General features: G+C 68.0%; 13 protein-coding genes, 1 tRNA gene and 1 pseudogene. 4 read left to right on the top strand and 11 right to left on the bottom strand.

The features are described from left to right. Nucleotides 1-25: 25 nt before the first annotated feature. On the bottom strand, nucleotides 26-658 hold the full coding sequence (locus ACFPJ4_RS13360) for an MBL fold metallo-hydrolase (RefSeq protein WP_386740947.1): 633 nt from the start codon (nucleotides 656-658) through the stop codon (nucleotides 26-28). A gap of 48 nt (nucleotides 659-706) precedes the next feature. Between ACFPJ4_RS13360 and ACFPJ4_RS13355 the strand changes: the two genes are divergently transcribed. Both ACFPJ4_RS13355 and ACFPJ4_RS13350 read left to right on the top strand, forming a co-directional pair. After that, entirely contained in the window at nucleotides 707-994 is a 288-nt protein-coding gene (locus ACFPJ4_RS13355) for a metal-sensitive transcriptional regulator (RefSeq protein WP_386740946.1), read from the top strand. Further along, nucleotides 991-3,120: a copper-translocating P-type ATPase gene (locus tag ACFPJ4_RS13350; protein WP_386740945.1), complete on the top strand. Its 2,130-nt coding sequence runs from the start codon at nucleotides 991-993 to the stop codon at nucleotides 3,118-3,120. The genes ACFPJ4_RS13355 and ACFPJ4_RS13350 overlap by 4 nt, the downstream gene beginning before the upstream one ends. Before the next feature lie 9 nt (nucleotides 3,121-3,129). Here ACFPJ4_RS13350 and ACFPJ4_RS13345 read toward each other — a convergent pair whose 3' ends face one another. Further along, a complete protein-coding gene (locus tag ACFPJ4_RS13345) occupies nucleotides 3,130-4,167 on the bottom strand; it encodes a hypothetical protein (protein WP_386740944.1) in 1,038 nt (345 codons plus the stop codon). Nucleotides 4,168-4,292: 125 nt separating this feature from the next. On the opposite strand from ACFPJ4_RS13345, the gene ACFPJ4_RS13340 reads away from it, so the two are divergent. Together ACFPJ4_RS13340 and ACFPJ4_RS13335 are read left to right on the top strand one after the other, a co-directional pair. Next, a complete protein-coding gene (locus ACFPJ4_RS13340; RefSeq protein WP_386740943.1) occupies nucleotides 4,293-5,228 on the top strand; it encodes a diacylglycerol/lipid kinase family protein in 936 nt (311 codons plus the stop codon). Between the two features lie 86 nt (nucleotides 5,229-5,314). Then, a tRNA-Glu gene (locus ACFPJ4_RS13335) sits at nucleotides 5,315-5,387 on the top strand. A 104-nt stretch (nucleotides 5,388-5,491) separates the two neighbouring features. Here ACFPJ4_RS13335 and ACFPJ4_RS13330 read toward each other — a convergent pair. The 9 genes and pseudogenes from ACFPJ4_RS13330 to ACFPJ4_RS15420 all read right to left on the bottom strand — a co-directional run. Further along, on the bottom strand, nucleotides 5,492-6,289 hold the full coding sequence (locus tag ACFPJ4_RS13330; protein ID WP_386740942.1) for a hypothetical protein: 798 nt from the start codon (nucleotides 6,287-6,289) through the stop codon (nucleotides 5,492-5,494). Then, a complete protein-coding gene (locus ACFPJ4_RS13325) occupies nucleotides 6,286-6,636 on the bottom strand; it encodes a PadR family transcriptional regulator (RefSeq protein ID WP_386740941.1) in 351 nt (116 codons plus the stop codon). Before ACFPJ4_RS13325 ends, ACFPJ4_RS13330 begins: the two co-directional genes overlap by 4 nt. Nucleotides 6,637-6,813: 177 nt before the next feature. Next, the gene (locus ACFPJ4_RS13320) at nucleotides 6,814-7,542 is read right to left on the bottom strand and encodes an amidohydrolase family protein (protein ID WP_386740940.1); all 729 of its coding nucleotides are present in this window, start codon (nucleotides 7,540-7,542) and stop codon (nucleotides 6,814-6,816) included. After that, nucleotides 7,539-8,279, bottom strand: coding sequence for an amidohydrolase family protein (locus tag ACFPJ4_RS13315; protein ID WP_386740939.1), 741 nt, complete (start codon nucleotides 8,277-8,279; stop codon nucleotides 7,539-7,541). Before ACFPJ4_RS13315 ends, ACFPJ4_RS13320 begins: the two co-directional genes overlap by 4 nt. Beyond that, entirely contained in the window at nucleotides 8,276-9,451 is a 1,176-nt protein-coding gene (locus ACFPJ4_RS13310; protein WP_386740938.1) for a M20 family metallopeptidase, read from the bottom strand. The genes ACFPJ4_RS13315 and ACFPJ4_RS13310 overlap by 4 nt, the downstream gene beginning before the upstream one ends. Then, nucleotides 9,448-10,206 carry an SDR family NAD(P)-dependent oxidoreductase gene (locus tag ACFPJ4_RS13305; protein ID WP_386740937.1) on the bottom strand — a complete coding sequence of 253 codons (759 nt, stop codon included), beginning with the start codon at nucleotides 10,204-10,206 and terminating at the stop codon, nucleotides 9,448-9,450. The genes ACFPJ4_RS13310 and ACFPJ4_RS13305 overlap by 4 nt, the downstream gene beginning before the upstream one ends. After that, nucleotides 10,203-10,685 (bottom strand): pyridoxamine 5'-phosphate oxidase family protein, encoded by a 483-nt coding sequence (locus tag ACFPJ4_RS13300; protein WP_386740936.1) that lies wholly within the window; start codon nucleotides 10,683-10,685, stop codon nucleotides 10,203-10,205. Before ACFPJ4_RS13300 ends, ACFPJ4_RS13305 begins: the two co-directional genes overlap by 4 nt. Then, nucleotides 10,685-11,698: an ABC transporter permease gene (locus ACFPJ4_RS13295; RefSeq protein WP_386740935.1), complete on the bottom strand. Its 1,014-nt coding sequence runs from the start codon at nucleotides 11,696-11,698 to the stop codon at nucleotides 10,685-10,687. Before ACFPJ4_RS13295 ends, ACFPJ4_RS13300 begins: the two co-directional genes overlap by 1 nt. Further along, nucleotides 11,695-12,390 (bottom strand): annotated as a pseudogene (locus ACFPJ4_RS15420) (ATP-binding cassette domain-containing protein); the annotation flags it as partial. The gene ACFPJ4_RS13295 and the pseudogene ACFPJ4_RS15420, both read right to left, overlap by 4 nt. Nucleotides 12,391-12,501: the final 111 nt, after the last annotated feature.

Here is a 12,501-nt window from a genome sequence, read left to right as displayed (position 1 = left end):
GGGCCGTGCGCGGGGGAGCGAGCGCCTACAGGTCGAGGGAGTCGCCGACCTCGAGGGGGAGGTATTCTCCGCCATTCTGCTCGGTCGCCCACTTCAGCCGATCGCTCGCCATGCCCTTGCCTGCGGCCGAGAGAGTCATGTCGTGGATGTAGAAGGCGCGCTTGGGCTTGATCTCGAGCACGTAGTCCATCGCCTCGCCGATCTTGAGCCACGGCGCTCCCACGGGGGCCGCGAGCGTTCCGACCGCCTTCGAGGGCACGGTGTACGAGTCGCCGCCGTAGTACAGCTCGTCGTTGACCAGCACGCCGACGTTGTCGACGACGGGGATGCTCTCGTGGATGACGGCGTGCTTCTCGCCGAAGAACTCCAGGGTGAAGGGATCGACCGTGACGCGGTCGCCGGCGTTCACGACGGTGATCTCGAAGCCGGACGCCGCGTCGGCGACGCCCTGCGGTCCGAAGATCTTCGCGTCGGGCGACTTCTCGAGGATCGCCGCGAGGTTCTGCTCGCTCCAGTGATCGGCGTGCTCGTGGGTGATCACGACGGCGACCGTGTTGCCGAAGTCGGGGGGAGTGAGGAAGACCCCCGGATCGACCACGAGCTTCTTGTCGGCCGAGGAGATGACGAGCGTGGAGTGTTCGTATTTGGTGACCTTCACTCTTGCGACTGTACGCCGCCAGATACCCCTAGGGGGTATACTCGCCGCATGATCGCGGACATCAAGAAGCGGGCGTTGCACCGAGCGCGCATCCTCGAGGGGCAGCTGCGCGGCGTCGAGAAGATGATCGACGACGAGGCCTACTGCGTCGACATCATCACGCAGACCCTCGCCATCCAGAAGTCGCTCAGCAGCCTCAACAAGCTCCTGGTCGAGAACCACCTGCGAACGCACGTCGCCGACATGTTCGACGCGGGCGGTGAGCGGCGGGATGCCGCGGTGGCCGAACTCCTGACCGTCTTCGAACTGCAGAACAACCGAGGAGCATCCGCATGACGCAGTCAGAGCACATGGACCACGACCACGCGGTGCATGATCACGGAGCCATGGACCACAGCACGATGGACCACGCCGCGATGGGCCACAGCGCGCACGACCACGCCGCGATGGGCCACGACCCGAATGTCTTCCGCCGGCTGTTCTGGGTCTGCCTGGTTCTCGCGGTGCCGACCCTTCTGTTCTCGACCGGCCTGCAGGACATCCTGGGCCTCGGCGGCCCGCGCTTCCCGGGCAGTCAGTGGATCCCCGCCGTCTTCGGCGCCGCGATCTTCCTGATCGGTGGGCGCGTGTTTCTGACGGGCGCCGTGTCGGAGCTGCGGGGTCGGCAGCCGGGCATGATGACCCTGATCTCGCTCGCGATCCTGGTGGCATTCGGCTACTCGCTCGCGGTGACCTTCGGCTTGCCGGGCATGGACTTCTGGTGGGAGCTTGCGACGCTCATCGTCATCATGCTGCTCGGGCACTGGATCGAGATGAGCGCCGTGATGGGCGCGTCGGACGCGCTCGGCGAACTCGCCAAGCTCATCCCCGACGAGGCCGAGGTCGTGCACGGCGAGCACACCATGACGATGCCGGTCGGGTCGCTCTCGCTCGGCGATCTCGTGATCGTGCGGCCCGGCGCCGCGGTCCCCGTCGACGGCGAGGTCGTCGACGGCGAGTCGCAGCTGGACGAGTCGCTGCTCACGGGCGAGTCGGCTCCTGTCGCGAAGGCGATCGGCGCATCCGTCGTCGCGGGAAGCGTCAACGTCGGTGGTGACGGCGCGACCGGCGCCCTGACCGTCAAGGTCACCAAGCTCGGCGACGACACCGCGATCGCGGGCGTCATGCGGCTCGTGGCCGAGGCGCAGGCGAGCAAGTCGGGGGCGCAACTGCTCGCCGACCGCGCCGCCGGCTGGCTGTTCTACCTGGCGATCGCCGCCGCCGCCGTGACCCTGATCGTGTGGCTGCTGCTGCGCCCCGGTGACCCGGCGTTCGTGCTCGAGCGCGTCGTCACGGTGCTCGTGATCGCGTGCCCGCACGCGCTCGGACTCGCCATCCCGCTGGTCGCGCAGCTCACGACCGCGATCGGGGCCCGTCGCGGCATCCTGGTGCGGGACCGCGCCGCACTGGAGGAGGCGCGTGACATCGACGTCGTGCTCTTCGACAAGACCGGAACGCTCACGACCGGCAAGCAGGGGCTCGTGCGGGTCGTGCCCACCCCCGGCGGTGCCGACGCGGGGGAGGACGCGCTGCTGGCGCTGGCCGCCTCCGTCGAGTCGAAGTCGGAGCACCCGATCGCGCGCGCCATCGTGGATGCGGCCCGGCAGAAGGAGCTGGGTCTCGACCCGGCGACCGCGTTCCAGTCGCTCGCGGGACGCGGCGCGACTGCGACGGTCGCGGGCCGCACGCTGACGATGGCGAGCGCGCGTCTCGTGACGGAACGCGGCATCCGTCTCGATCCGGCACTCATCCACGGCGCGCGCGAGCTCGCCCCCGACGGCGCGACGCTGGTCTACCTCATCGACGAGACCGCGGGCACGGGGCCCGAGGAGGCGCGCGTGCTCGGCATGTTCGCACTCGCCGACACGATCCGGCCCGAATCGGTCGAGGCCGTCGCCCTGCTGCGCAAGCGCGGCATCCGGGTCGCCATGCTCACCGGCGACTCGCACGAGGTCGCGAACTGGGTCGCCGGCCGGCTCGGCATCACCGAGGTGTTCGCCGAGGTGCTGCCGGGGCAGAAGTCGGACGTCGTCGCCCGGCTGCAGGCCGAGGGATCGAAGCGGGTCGCGATGGTGGGCGACGGTGTGAACGACGCGCCCGCGCTGGCGCGGGCCGACCTCGGCATCGCGATCGGAGCGGGAACGGACGTCGCGATCGAATCCGCCGGCGTCGTGCTCGCCTCGAGCGACCCGCGCGGGGTCGCCGACACGATCACGCTGAGCCGCGCGAGCTACCGCAAGATGCTGCAGAACCTGGCCTGGGCCACCGGCTACAACGTCATCGGGCTTCCGCTCGCGGCGGGGGTTCTGGCCGGGGTGGGCTTCGTCATGCCGCCCGCGGTGGGCGCGGCGGTCATGTCGGTCTCGACGATCGTGGTCGCGCTCAACGCGCAGCTGCTGCGGCGGATGCGGTTCAGCCGGTAGCGGGCGCGATCAGCGGCGCGCGGCCCACCCGGCCGGGTCGATGCGGAACACCCAGCGGGCTCCCGGCCACTCGCTGAGCGACCAGATCGTCGAGCCGTCGACGGAGGCCGCGAGGTCCTCTGGCCCGGCGGGGAGCACGCCGGGGTGCCGCGTCCATCCGGCGGCGTTTCCGACCCACAGGTCGCCGGGCCGTAGGCCGTTGCTCGCGCTGACGAACCAGGTGCTCTCGATGAGGCAGGCGCCCTGCATCCGGGCGATGCCGGGCTCGGCGATCTCGACCACCTCGGCGGCGTCGCCCGGTGCGGACGAGGCCGCGAGTGCGACGCGGGCGATCCGCCGCCCGCGGGCCTCGTCGCCGAACTCGCCCACGACCAGCTGCGGCCGTGCCGCGGTGCCGCCGCGCTCGACCGAGACGAAGGAGTAGCGCAGCGATCGTGCCGCATCCGGAGTCGTAGCACGGAGCCGTGCCGAGAGCGGGAGCACGAAGCGGGCGCCGAACGGGGCGGCCGGTCGTCGGCCCCCGGCCCGCGTGCCTCCCGCGCGCGTGTCGAGGATGTCGGCGAGGCCGAAGGCGACGAGCCCGTCGAAGGTCGCTGCGGCATACAGCCGGTCGCCCACCCAGGCGAGGCCGCCCGCGTGCACGAGCACGGGATCCATCTGCACCCGGCCGTCGTCGCCGCGCACCGCCTCGACCAGCAGAACGTGGTGGAAGCGCGGGCGTCGCGCGTCGCGCAGATCGACGACGGTGAGGCGCGATCCGGTCGAGCGCCCGCGACGGTCCTGTGCGAACCAGCTCACGACGAGGATGTCGCTGCCATCCGGTCGCGTGTCGACCCCCTGCGGCCACCAGCGTCGGGTGTGCGACTCGAGCAGCGGCCAGCGGAAACCCCACGCCGCGGCCTCGGCCCGGGGGCGAGAAACCCGCGCCCGGCGGCCGGGCCGCCTCAGCAGACCATCGAGTCCCAGCCGCGGATGAGCGCGGGCCAGGGCCTCGAACAACTCTGCGTCGACCGGCTCGGCATGCAACCCCAGCCCGATCCCGTCCATTCTCCGACCCTAGACGGCGCGCATCCCCGCCCGGTGTGGCAGCTCTCACCGGTGCGGGACGATAGAGTCCAGGCACGCGCGACGATGCGCGGCGATCGCGCGAGACGAGCATCCCGGAGGCCCGTGTGGCGGACCATTTTCAGGTCAAGCGAGTCGTCGTCGCGATCAACCCCTCGGCCTCGTTCGGGACGACCCGCGACATCGGGCCCGCGGTCGTGCAGACGCTGCGGGCGATGGGGCACGAGGTCACCTCGCTGACGGAACCCGACTACGAGTCGCTGCTCACGACCGCGCGCGCGGCGGTGCGGTCGAAACCGGATGGATTCGTCGTGGTCGGCGGAGACGGCATGGTCAACCTGGGCGCCAACCTCCTGGCCGGCACGAAGGTCCCGCTCGGAATCGTCCCCTCGGGCACCGGCAACGACATGGCCCGTTCACTGGGGCTGCCATTCGACGACACCGAGGCCTCGGTGGATGCCCTGGCCGAGGCCCTGCAGCACCCTCCGCGCGTGGTCGACGCCGGGTTGATCCACTACCTCGACGACGACGGTGTTCCCGCCGAGCGATGGTTCGCCTGCTCGCTGAGCGCCGGATTCGACGCCACCGTCAACGAGCGCGCCAACCTCATGCGCCACCCGCGCGGGCCGAGCCGGTACATCATCGCGCTGGGTATCGAGCTGGTGCGGCTCAAGCCGATCCACTACACGGTGACCCTCGACGACCGCGAGTTCGTCGTCGACGCCAACATGGTCTCGATCGGCAACGGCATCTCGCTCGGCGGCGGCATGAAGATCACGCCGGATGCCCGTCTCGACGACGGCCTGCTCGATGTCATGATCGTGCGCCCGCTGAGCCGGCTGAACTTCATCCGGATCTTTCCGAGCGTCTTCAAGGGCACTCACGTGCGGCATCCCAAGGTCTCGATCGATCGCGCCAGGCGCGTGCGGATTGCGGGCGAGGGCGTGATCGTCTACGCCGACGGCGAGCGCATCGGACGAGCCCCCATCGACGTGGAGCTCGTTCCCGGCGCCCTGCGCGTGCTGGCTGCGACGCCCACCTGACCAGCGGCCCTCCATGGCTTGGAGATGGCCCTCGTCGAATGGCGTGGGCCCCTCAAGGTATGGCATACTCGTCAAGTTGTCGTGACGGCCCCATCGTATAGTGGCCTAGTACGCCGCCCTCTCACGGCGGTAACGCGGGTTCGAATCCCGCTGGGGTCACTTCTTCCAACTCTCCCGTGTTTGCGGGGGAGTTGATCTGTTTCCCGAGCCATAGAGGGAGAGTCGGCGTGAACTCGTTGTCCGGCGGCCATTGGCGCGGGCGCTCACACTGACCTCTTGCTGATCCTGCGGTGCCGGATGGAGATGGCGATGGCTCCGACGACAGCCGCCACGATGACCGCAACAAGGATGGTCGACAAGACAGAGAACATTCCGAGCTCGGCCTGAACGAAGTTGACGACCATCATCGATGCGGTCCCCGCGACCACCAGCAACGCACCGGCGGCGGAGGCCCAACCTCGACCAAGAGTGACGCTGCTCAGAATTGCGATACCTGCGAACAGGGCGGCGGTGCTGGGGCTCGGCCCTTGCCACGGCTCCGGCCCGAGCGTCGGGTGGAGTGCTGCAAGGACGCCGATGACGATCTCGACCGCCGCAGCCGCCAGCGCCAAGACGTCTGCAACTCGGGCTCGAGTGAAGAGCCCAATGACAAGCGCGAGGCTCAGCAGTACGCAGGTGATGATCGACGGGTTCGAGAACGGGCCAATCGAACCGGGGTAGTTGGTCTGTGGCGACCAGATCACGACAGTCGCATAGAAGACCGACAGCGCGCCTCCGACGATCAATGGGATGAGGCGCAGCCGCTGGCCCGGAACCGGGAACCCGAACCATTGCGCCAACCCCGAGCGCACAAGCGCCGTTCGCTCCGCGTCCGTCGGGTGCTCGCGCCCCTCGTCCTCGGCCTGGTCGAGCAAGGCCCCGAGCATCGCGTCTTCGTTGTCTCGACGCCACCGATGGGGATACCAGCGCATCAGCTGCCGATATTCGGCTGCGAGAGCAGACTCAGGCGAGCCCGCACTCCGATCGCCGTCGAGCGGGAGCGCGGCGTCGGCGCCGCTCATGCCATGGCCTTTCTTGCTACCTGGGTGGGCCGCATCCGCAGGCGCGACTTCGCTTGCCTTGCGTTGGCTTCCATTCGCTCAATCTCTTCGCGGAGGCGAGCCGCACCGTCATCGGTCAGACGAAAGAACCGTCGGAGCCTGCCGTCGGTCACCTCGTCGCCGTCGGGGGCGACTAGGCCCTGTTCGCGGAGGCGGTCGAGGGCCGCGTACAAGGTGGGGACCTTGAGCTCGACGCGGCCTGACGAGAGCGACTTCGTCTCTTGGATCAAGGCGTACCCATGGCTGCGGCCGCCGGCAAGAGCGGTGAGAACCCAGAAGCTGGGTTCACGAAGTTCGACGGATTTCATGCGCCGAGAATACTCTGATAGATGGGGTATGCCAAGGGCCATCGCCGGGTCCCACAGCGTGTCGCAGATCAGAGCTCTCCGTGGCAACAGATTGGCTACGACGACATGCGACGTGATCCTATGAGGGTCCGTGTCATCCCAAGAGCCCCTAAATCACGGGGATTTCGGCCTACTCGGTCAGCCGAAGATGCGCCGTGCATTCCCGCCGACGACGAGCGCTCGATCGCTGGCGGAATAGGCGATGTTCTCGATCCGAGCGATCTCGAACGCGCGGTCGTAGTACGGAGCCATCGTGCCCAGGAGCAGGCGTTCGGGGCCCAGTTCGCGCACGATCCTCTCCAGATAGTCCTGACGGTATTCACCGTTGGAGAGCACGGCGATGTTCGCATTGCGCTCAAGCGCGATCCAGGCGTCCGCCATGCCGAGCCCGGTGATGTTGACCTGACCTCCTGAGCTCAGGATGAGGCGCGCGTCAGGCACCTTGGCCGAGAGCTCCAGGATCTGCAGCGCCTCCGACCGGAGTGGGACTCCTGCGACGATCACCGTGGCGATCCCGAGGCCGGCGGCGACTCGCACCACGGGCTCGGCATCCTGGATACGGAAGACCTCTTCGTCAGGATTGAGGAAGAGCCCGACACAGCCGAGTTCCGTGATCCCCCGTCGCAGTTCGTTCTCGGCGGCTCGCCCCTGATTCGGATCGACTCGAACCAGACGGCGGATGCCGGGGTGCCCTTCGGCATCGCGTGCCAGCCGATCGTTGGCATCGACGACGCTGTAGTCGGTGTCGCGGGCCGGGGCCGCAACCATTCCCTCCAGGCCGAGTCGTGACGAGGACGCCACGGCCGCCTCGACACTGAGCCCGGGACGGAAGAGGTTGTTCCCGAGGACGACGAGTGAGTCGATCATGCCGCCGTGCCTCCCAGCAGTCGCTCCGCGTTTCCGCCGAGGACCAGACGCTCCTGTTCCGTCGGCAGCCCGATCGAGGTGATCTTCGCCAACTCGAGCCGGGGGTTACAGCCGGGACCGTCGCTGCCGAAGATGACCCGATCGGCGCCGACCTGGTCGACGGCCTGCCGAATCATCTCGGGATACGGCATCGCCGAGGTCTCGAGGTAGAGATTCGGTTGCCGGATGGCCGCCTCGATCGCGTCGGTCACGTGGAAGTACCCACCCATGTGACCCAGCACGATGTTGCAGTCTGGAACCTGCTGGGCGGCGAGTTCGAGCGTCTGTGGCGTCGTGTACGGATCATCCCCGCAATGGAAGAGCACAGGAACGCCGCTCCGCGCTGCGAGGCGGAGCACCTCGAGCGTCGGTTCGGCGGCCGGATGAGCCAGGGTCGTCGTGGGGTGGACCTTGAGTCCGCGCACTCCCGCTGCGAGCGCCCGTTCCAGGAGTTCGGGCATCACGCGCGGGTGGTTCGGATTGACCCGCAAGAACGGGATCAGGCGGTCGGGGTACTGGTTCGCTGCGCCGACGATGTATTCGAGAGCGCCCGGGTTGAGGCCGGGAAGGTCGGTGTAGGTCATGATCACGGCGCGTTCGATACCGGCCTCGTCGAGCAGGCCGAGGATCTTCTCGGGCGGGTCGATCCACCCGAAGGCTTCCGCCTCGTCGACGTGCGTGTGAAAGTCCGTGATCATCCACCGTCTCCTTCGAGTCTGAGAGTTGCGACGTTCATCGCGAGTTCCACGTAGATGTCGCGCGCAACGGTCACCTCGTCGAGGTCGATCCATTCGACCTCGCCATGAGCCTGGTCGATCGAGCCGGGGCCGAGCACGACGGCCGGCAGGTCGGGGCGATCGAAGAAGCAGCACGCATCCGTCGAATAGCCGAGGCCGCCCGCGATCACGGGGCGACCGAGCAGCGTGGAGGCCGCCTGCTCGGCGGCTCGCACAGCGAGAGCTTCGGCGCTTGTGTCGAGGGCGCCGAGCGCGATCAGCGGCTCAGCGACATCGACCCGCACCGCCTCCCGAGCCGAGAAGTCGGCCACCGCTGACCGGATCTCATCGAGCGCCGACTGCGGCGTCTCCGAGGGGGATACCCGTCGGTCGAACCAGACCGTGCAGCGGTCGGGAATCACATTCGGTGCCGTACCGCCCTCGATCATCGTGGCCGACAGCGGTGTCGGTCCCGACAGCGGATCCGGGCTGGCGCGCAGCCGCTGTCCGATCGTCTCGTCGAGATAGAGGATCAAGCCCGCAGCCTGGTTGATTGCGTTCGTTCCCAGTTCGGCTCGTGAGCTGTGTGCAGCCACTCCGACCACCGTCACGGAGAGTCGGACGAAGCCGTTGTGGGCGCGCGCGGGAAGCAGCGAGGTCGGCTCCCCGACGATGACCGCGTCGGCCGGGGGCAGGGAACGGGCCAGAGCCTGCCCGCCCCGCATGATGTACTCCTCATCGCACACGGCGGCGACGATGATCCGGGGGCGGCGGCCATTGCTCTGCGCCAAACGGTGCGCAGCGCCGAGCATGGCCGCGAGGGAACCCTTGGTGTCGCAGGCACCGCGACCGTACACCCGGCGCCCATCCCGTCGGAGTCGCATGGTTCCGGGCTCGGCCGGCACGGTGTCCAGATGCGCCTCGAACACCACGGTCGCCGAGCTGTCTCGCGCGGGGAGCACCGCCAGCACGTTTCCGCGCTCGCCGAGCACCGGTTCGAAGGTCACCTCGAGGCCGCTTCTGCCGAGCCGGTCGGCGACGAAGTCGGCGAGGGGACGCTCGCCGGGGCTCGCGGTCGCGAGATCGGGGTTGCGCGAGTCGATCGCGACGAGTTGCTCAAGGAGTTGTTCCAAATCGAGGTCCGCGGCGCTCATCGGGCGGTGTACCCGCCGTCGACCAACAGGGATGAGCCGGTGACGAAGCTCGATTCGTCGCTCGCGAGGAACAGTGCGCCTGCGGCGATCTCGTCGGGGCGGCCGAGGCGGCCGAGGAGGGTGTCACTCTCCCAGCGAGCAAGCAGCCCATCGGGATCCGGCACACCGACGAGTTGGCGGCGGATGAGCGGGGTGTCGGTCGGTCCCGGGCACAGGGCGTTGACTCGGACCCCGTGTGCCGCGTAGTCGATCGCGAGCACGCGCACCAAGCCGATGAGCCCGTGCTTGGCCGCCACGTAGGAGGTGAATCCGGTGAGGCCGGCGAAGGAGAGATTCGAGCCGAGGGCGATGAGAGATCCGCCCCCGCCCTCGATCATCACCGGGAGAGCCGCTTTGAACGTCACAAACGGACCCCGCAGCATGACGGCCATGTGGTGATCCCACTGCTCGACAGTCAGTTCGGTCGCGGTGGCCACGAGTTCGTACCCGGCGCCGGCGACCACGACGTCCAGACCTCCGAGAGCTGCGGCCTCCGTGGCGACCCAGCCGGCGATGGCATCGGCGTCGGCCACATCGACCGAGGTGAACCGAGCGCCGAGAGCCGTGACGGCATCTGCGGCGCCCGGATTGAGGTCACCGACCGAAACCGAAGCTCCCTCGGCGATGAAACGCTCGACGATAGCGAAGTTGATCCCGGAGCCGCCGCCGGTGACGAGGATCCGTTTGCCGCTGAGCCTCGCGCTCGCAGCCGTCACCGGACCTCTTTCCACACGGTCTCCTTGCTGAACGTGCGATCGAAGCCGCCGCCATTCCAGCTCGTCATACGCACCGGGTGCACCTTGAACGGGGTGCGGGCGAACTCGAACGTGCTCTCGCCGTACTCCATGCCCTCTTGCCCGAGGTAGCGCAGGATCATCTCGCGCATCGGCTCGATGTATTCGAAGTCCTCGAGAAACTCGACCTCGGCTTGAGCGCTCACCCGCTTGTAGGGGAGCGTGGGGTTGTCGACCAGGATGCCGCAGCGCGGGTCGCGGCGGAGGTTCTTGACCATGCCGGTGCGCTCCTTGCTGATGATCAGGAACGACTCGCCGTCCCACGTGTACCAGACGGGACTGACCTGCGGAAAGCCGTCCTCGTTCACCGTGGCGATCTTGGCGAAGATCCTTCCCGTCGTGAGGAACTCGTTTCGCTCCTCGGGGGTCATTCCGCGTCCCTCATTGCTGGTCATTGCCATCAGGCATCCACCTTTTCTCTCGTTGGCCGGCGTTCGGCATCGGGTTTCTTCTTCGAGCGTCGTCGCTTCGCGACCCGGCTCACGAACATCGCGGCGGCGAGCAGGATGATCAGGCCGCGCAACAGTTCCTGGTACCACACGTCGACGTGCAGCAGATTGAAGACGTTACCCAGCAGTGCGAACAGCACGACGCCGCCGAGCAAGCCGATCAGTGTGCCGCGACCACCGGCGAGGCTGGCCCCGCCGATGACAACGACGGCGAGGGTGGTGAATTGCAGACCTTCGGCCGCAGTCGGATCGCCGACCCCCGAGGTCGCCAGAATGAGAAGGCCGGCCAGCGCGCCGAGCACACCGCTGGTCAGGAACGAGCTGATCATGATGCGCGAGCTGCGCACTCCGCTGAGTGCCGCGACGGCCGGGTCGCCACCTACGGCGAAGACGTGGCCGCCCCATACCGTTCTCCGCAGAGCGAGCCAGCTGACACCCCAGAGCAGTGCGACGACCAGCACGACGAGGTAGATCCCACCGAAAACCTGAGCGCCGTAGAACTGCACCAGCGCGGGCGAGCTCTTGCCGACCGGCGTCGGAGCGACGAACAGGGCGACCCCTTGGACGATCGCGGCGGTGCCGAGGGTCGCGATGAACGACTCGACCTTGAGGGCGACGACGACGATCGCATTGAGGGTTCCGACGGCGACGCCGATCAGAATCGCGACAAGCGCCCCGGTGAGGAGGTTGCGGTCGGTGCCGTCCATCACGATGGCCGCGAGGAGCGCAGCCAGTTTGGCATTCGCAGCGATCGACAAGTCGACGTGGCCGACCAGCACGACGAAGAACTGCGCGAGCGCGACCAGGGCGAGCACCGCGCCCTGCCGGCTGACGCTCGTCAGATTCTCGGGTGTCGCGAATCCCTTCGCGAAGCTGAAGGCGATGACGAGCAGGATCGTCACGACGAGCCAGACGACGATGCCGCTTCCGGCGTACTTTGCGACCCGTTCGCTGAGGGTTCTCATGGGCGTGCCGTGGCCTTCCCGACCGGAGTGTGTGAGGTGATGAGCCGCATGATGTCCTCTTCTCCCGTCGTCGCTTCGGACAGCTCGCCGACCAGTTCCCCGTCGGCCATGACGAGGATGCGGTCGGAGAGCCCGATCACCTCGATGAGCTCGGACGAGATCAGCAGCACCGCCTTGCCCGAATCCGCGAGCTCTCGCAGGATCAGGTAGATCTGCTCCTTCGACCCGACGTCGATTCCCCGCGTCGGCTCATCGAAGATCACGACATCGGGAAGCAGTTCAAGCCATTTCGCGATAACGACCTTCTGCTGGTTGCCTCCGGACAAGGTCGCGACCGGGGCCTTTCCCGAGGGATCGGTCTTGATCGACAGCTTCTCGATGGCTGATCGGATGAGGGAACGCTCCCCATCGCGGTCGATGGTCAACAGGCGTGACCTCAGCCGCCTCCAGGCGAGCATGGAGATGTTGATTCCCACCGGCTTACCGAGCGCAAGGCCGAGGCCCTTGCGGTCTTCGGGGAGGTAGGCGACTCCGTGCTTCATCCCGTCGGAGGGCTTGGACAAAGCGACGTCGCGCGAGCCGACCCTCAGCCCTCCCGTGGAGGGGATGTCGCCGAACAGACCGCGCGCCAGTCGCGTTCTGCCCGAACCCTGCAGCCCGGCCAGTCCGACGATCTCCCCGGCGTGCAGGCGCAGGCTCACCGGCGCGGCGAGCCCCTCGATCTCCAGCTGCCGAGCTTCGAGCACGATCTCGCCGATGTGGCGGTTCGACTCGGGGAACAACTGCGAGACGCTGCGCCCGAC

The sequence above is a fragment of the Lysinimonas soli genome, assembly GCF_042655435.1.
In the GTDB taxonomy this organism is placed as follows: domain Bacteria; phylum Actinomycetota; class Actinomycetes; order Actinomycetales; family Microbacteriaceae; genus Lysinimonas; species Lysinimonas soli.
This window is presented reverse-complemented; position numbering and strand designations above follow the sequence as displayed.

Coding starts and splice junctions, on each gene's coding strand:
- ACFPJ4_RS13355 (WP_386740946.1), top strand. CDS start 707: ATGATCGCGGACATCAAGAAGCGGGCGTTGCACCGAGCGCGCATCCTC.
- ACFPJ4_RS13350 (WP_386740945.1), top strand. CDS start 991: ATGACGCAGTCAGAGCACATGGACCACGACCACGCGGTGCATGATCAC.
- ACFPJ4_RS13345 (WP_386740944.1), bottom strand. CDS start 4,167: ATGGACGGGATCGGGCTGGGGTTGCATGCCGAGCCGGTCGACGCAGAG.
- ACFPJ4_RS13330 (WP_386740942.1), bottom strand. CDS start 6,289: ATGAGCGGCGCCGACGCCGCGCTCCCGCTCGACGGCGATCGGAGTGCG.
- ACFPJ4_RS13325 (WP_386740941.1), bottom strand. CDS start 6,636: ATGAAATCCGTCGAACTTCGTGAACCCAGCTTCTGGGTTCTCACCGCT.
- ACFPJ4_RS13320 (WP_386740940.1), bottom strand. CDS start 7,542: ATGATCGACTCACTCGTCGTCCTCGGGAACAACCTCTTCCGTCCCGGG.
- ACFPJ4_RS13315 (WP_386740939.1), bottom strand. CDS start 8,279: ATGATCACGGACTTTCACACGCACGTCGACGAGGCGGAAGCCTTCGGG.
- ACFPJ4_RS13310 (WP_386740938.1), bottom strand. CDS start 9,451: ATGAGCGCCGCGGACCTCGATTTGGAACAACTCCTTGAGCAACTCGTC.
- ACFPJ4_RS13300 (WP_386740936.1), bottom strand. CDS start 10,685: ATGGCAATGACCAGCAATGAGGGACGCGGAATGACCCCCGAGGAGCGA.
- ACFPJ4_RS13295 (WP_386740935.1), bottom strand. CDS start 11,698: ATGAGAACCCTCAGCGAACGGGTCGCAAAGTACGCCGGAAGCGGCATC.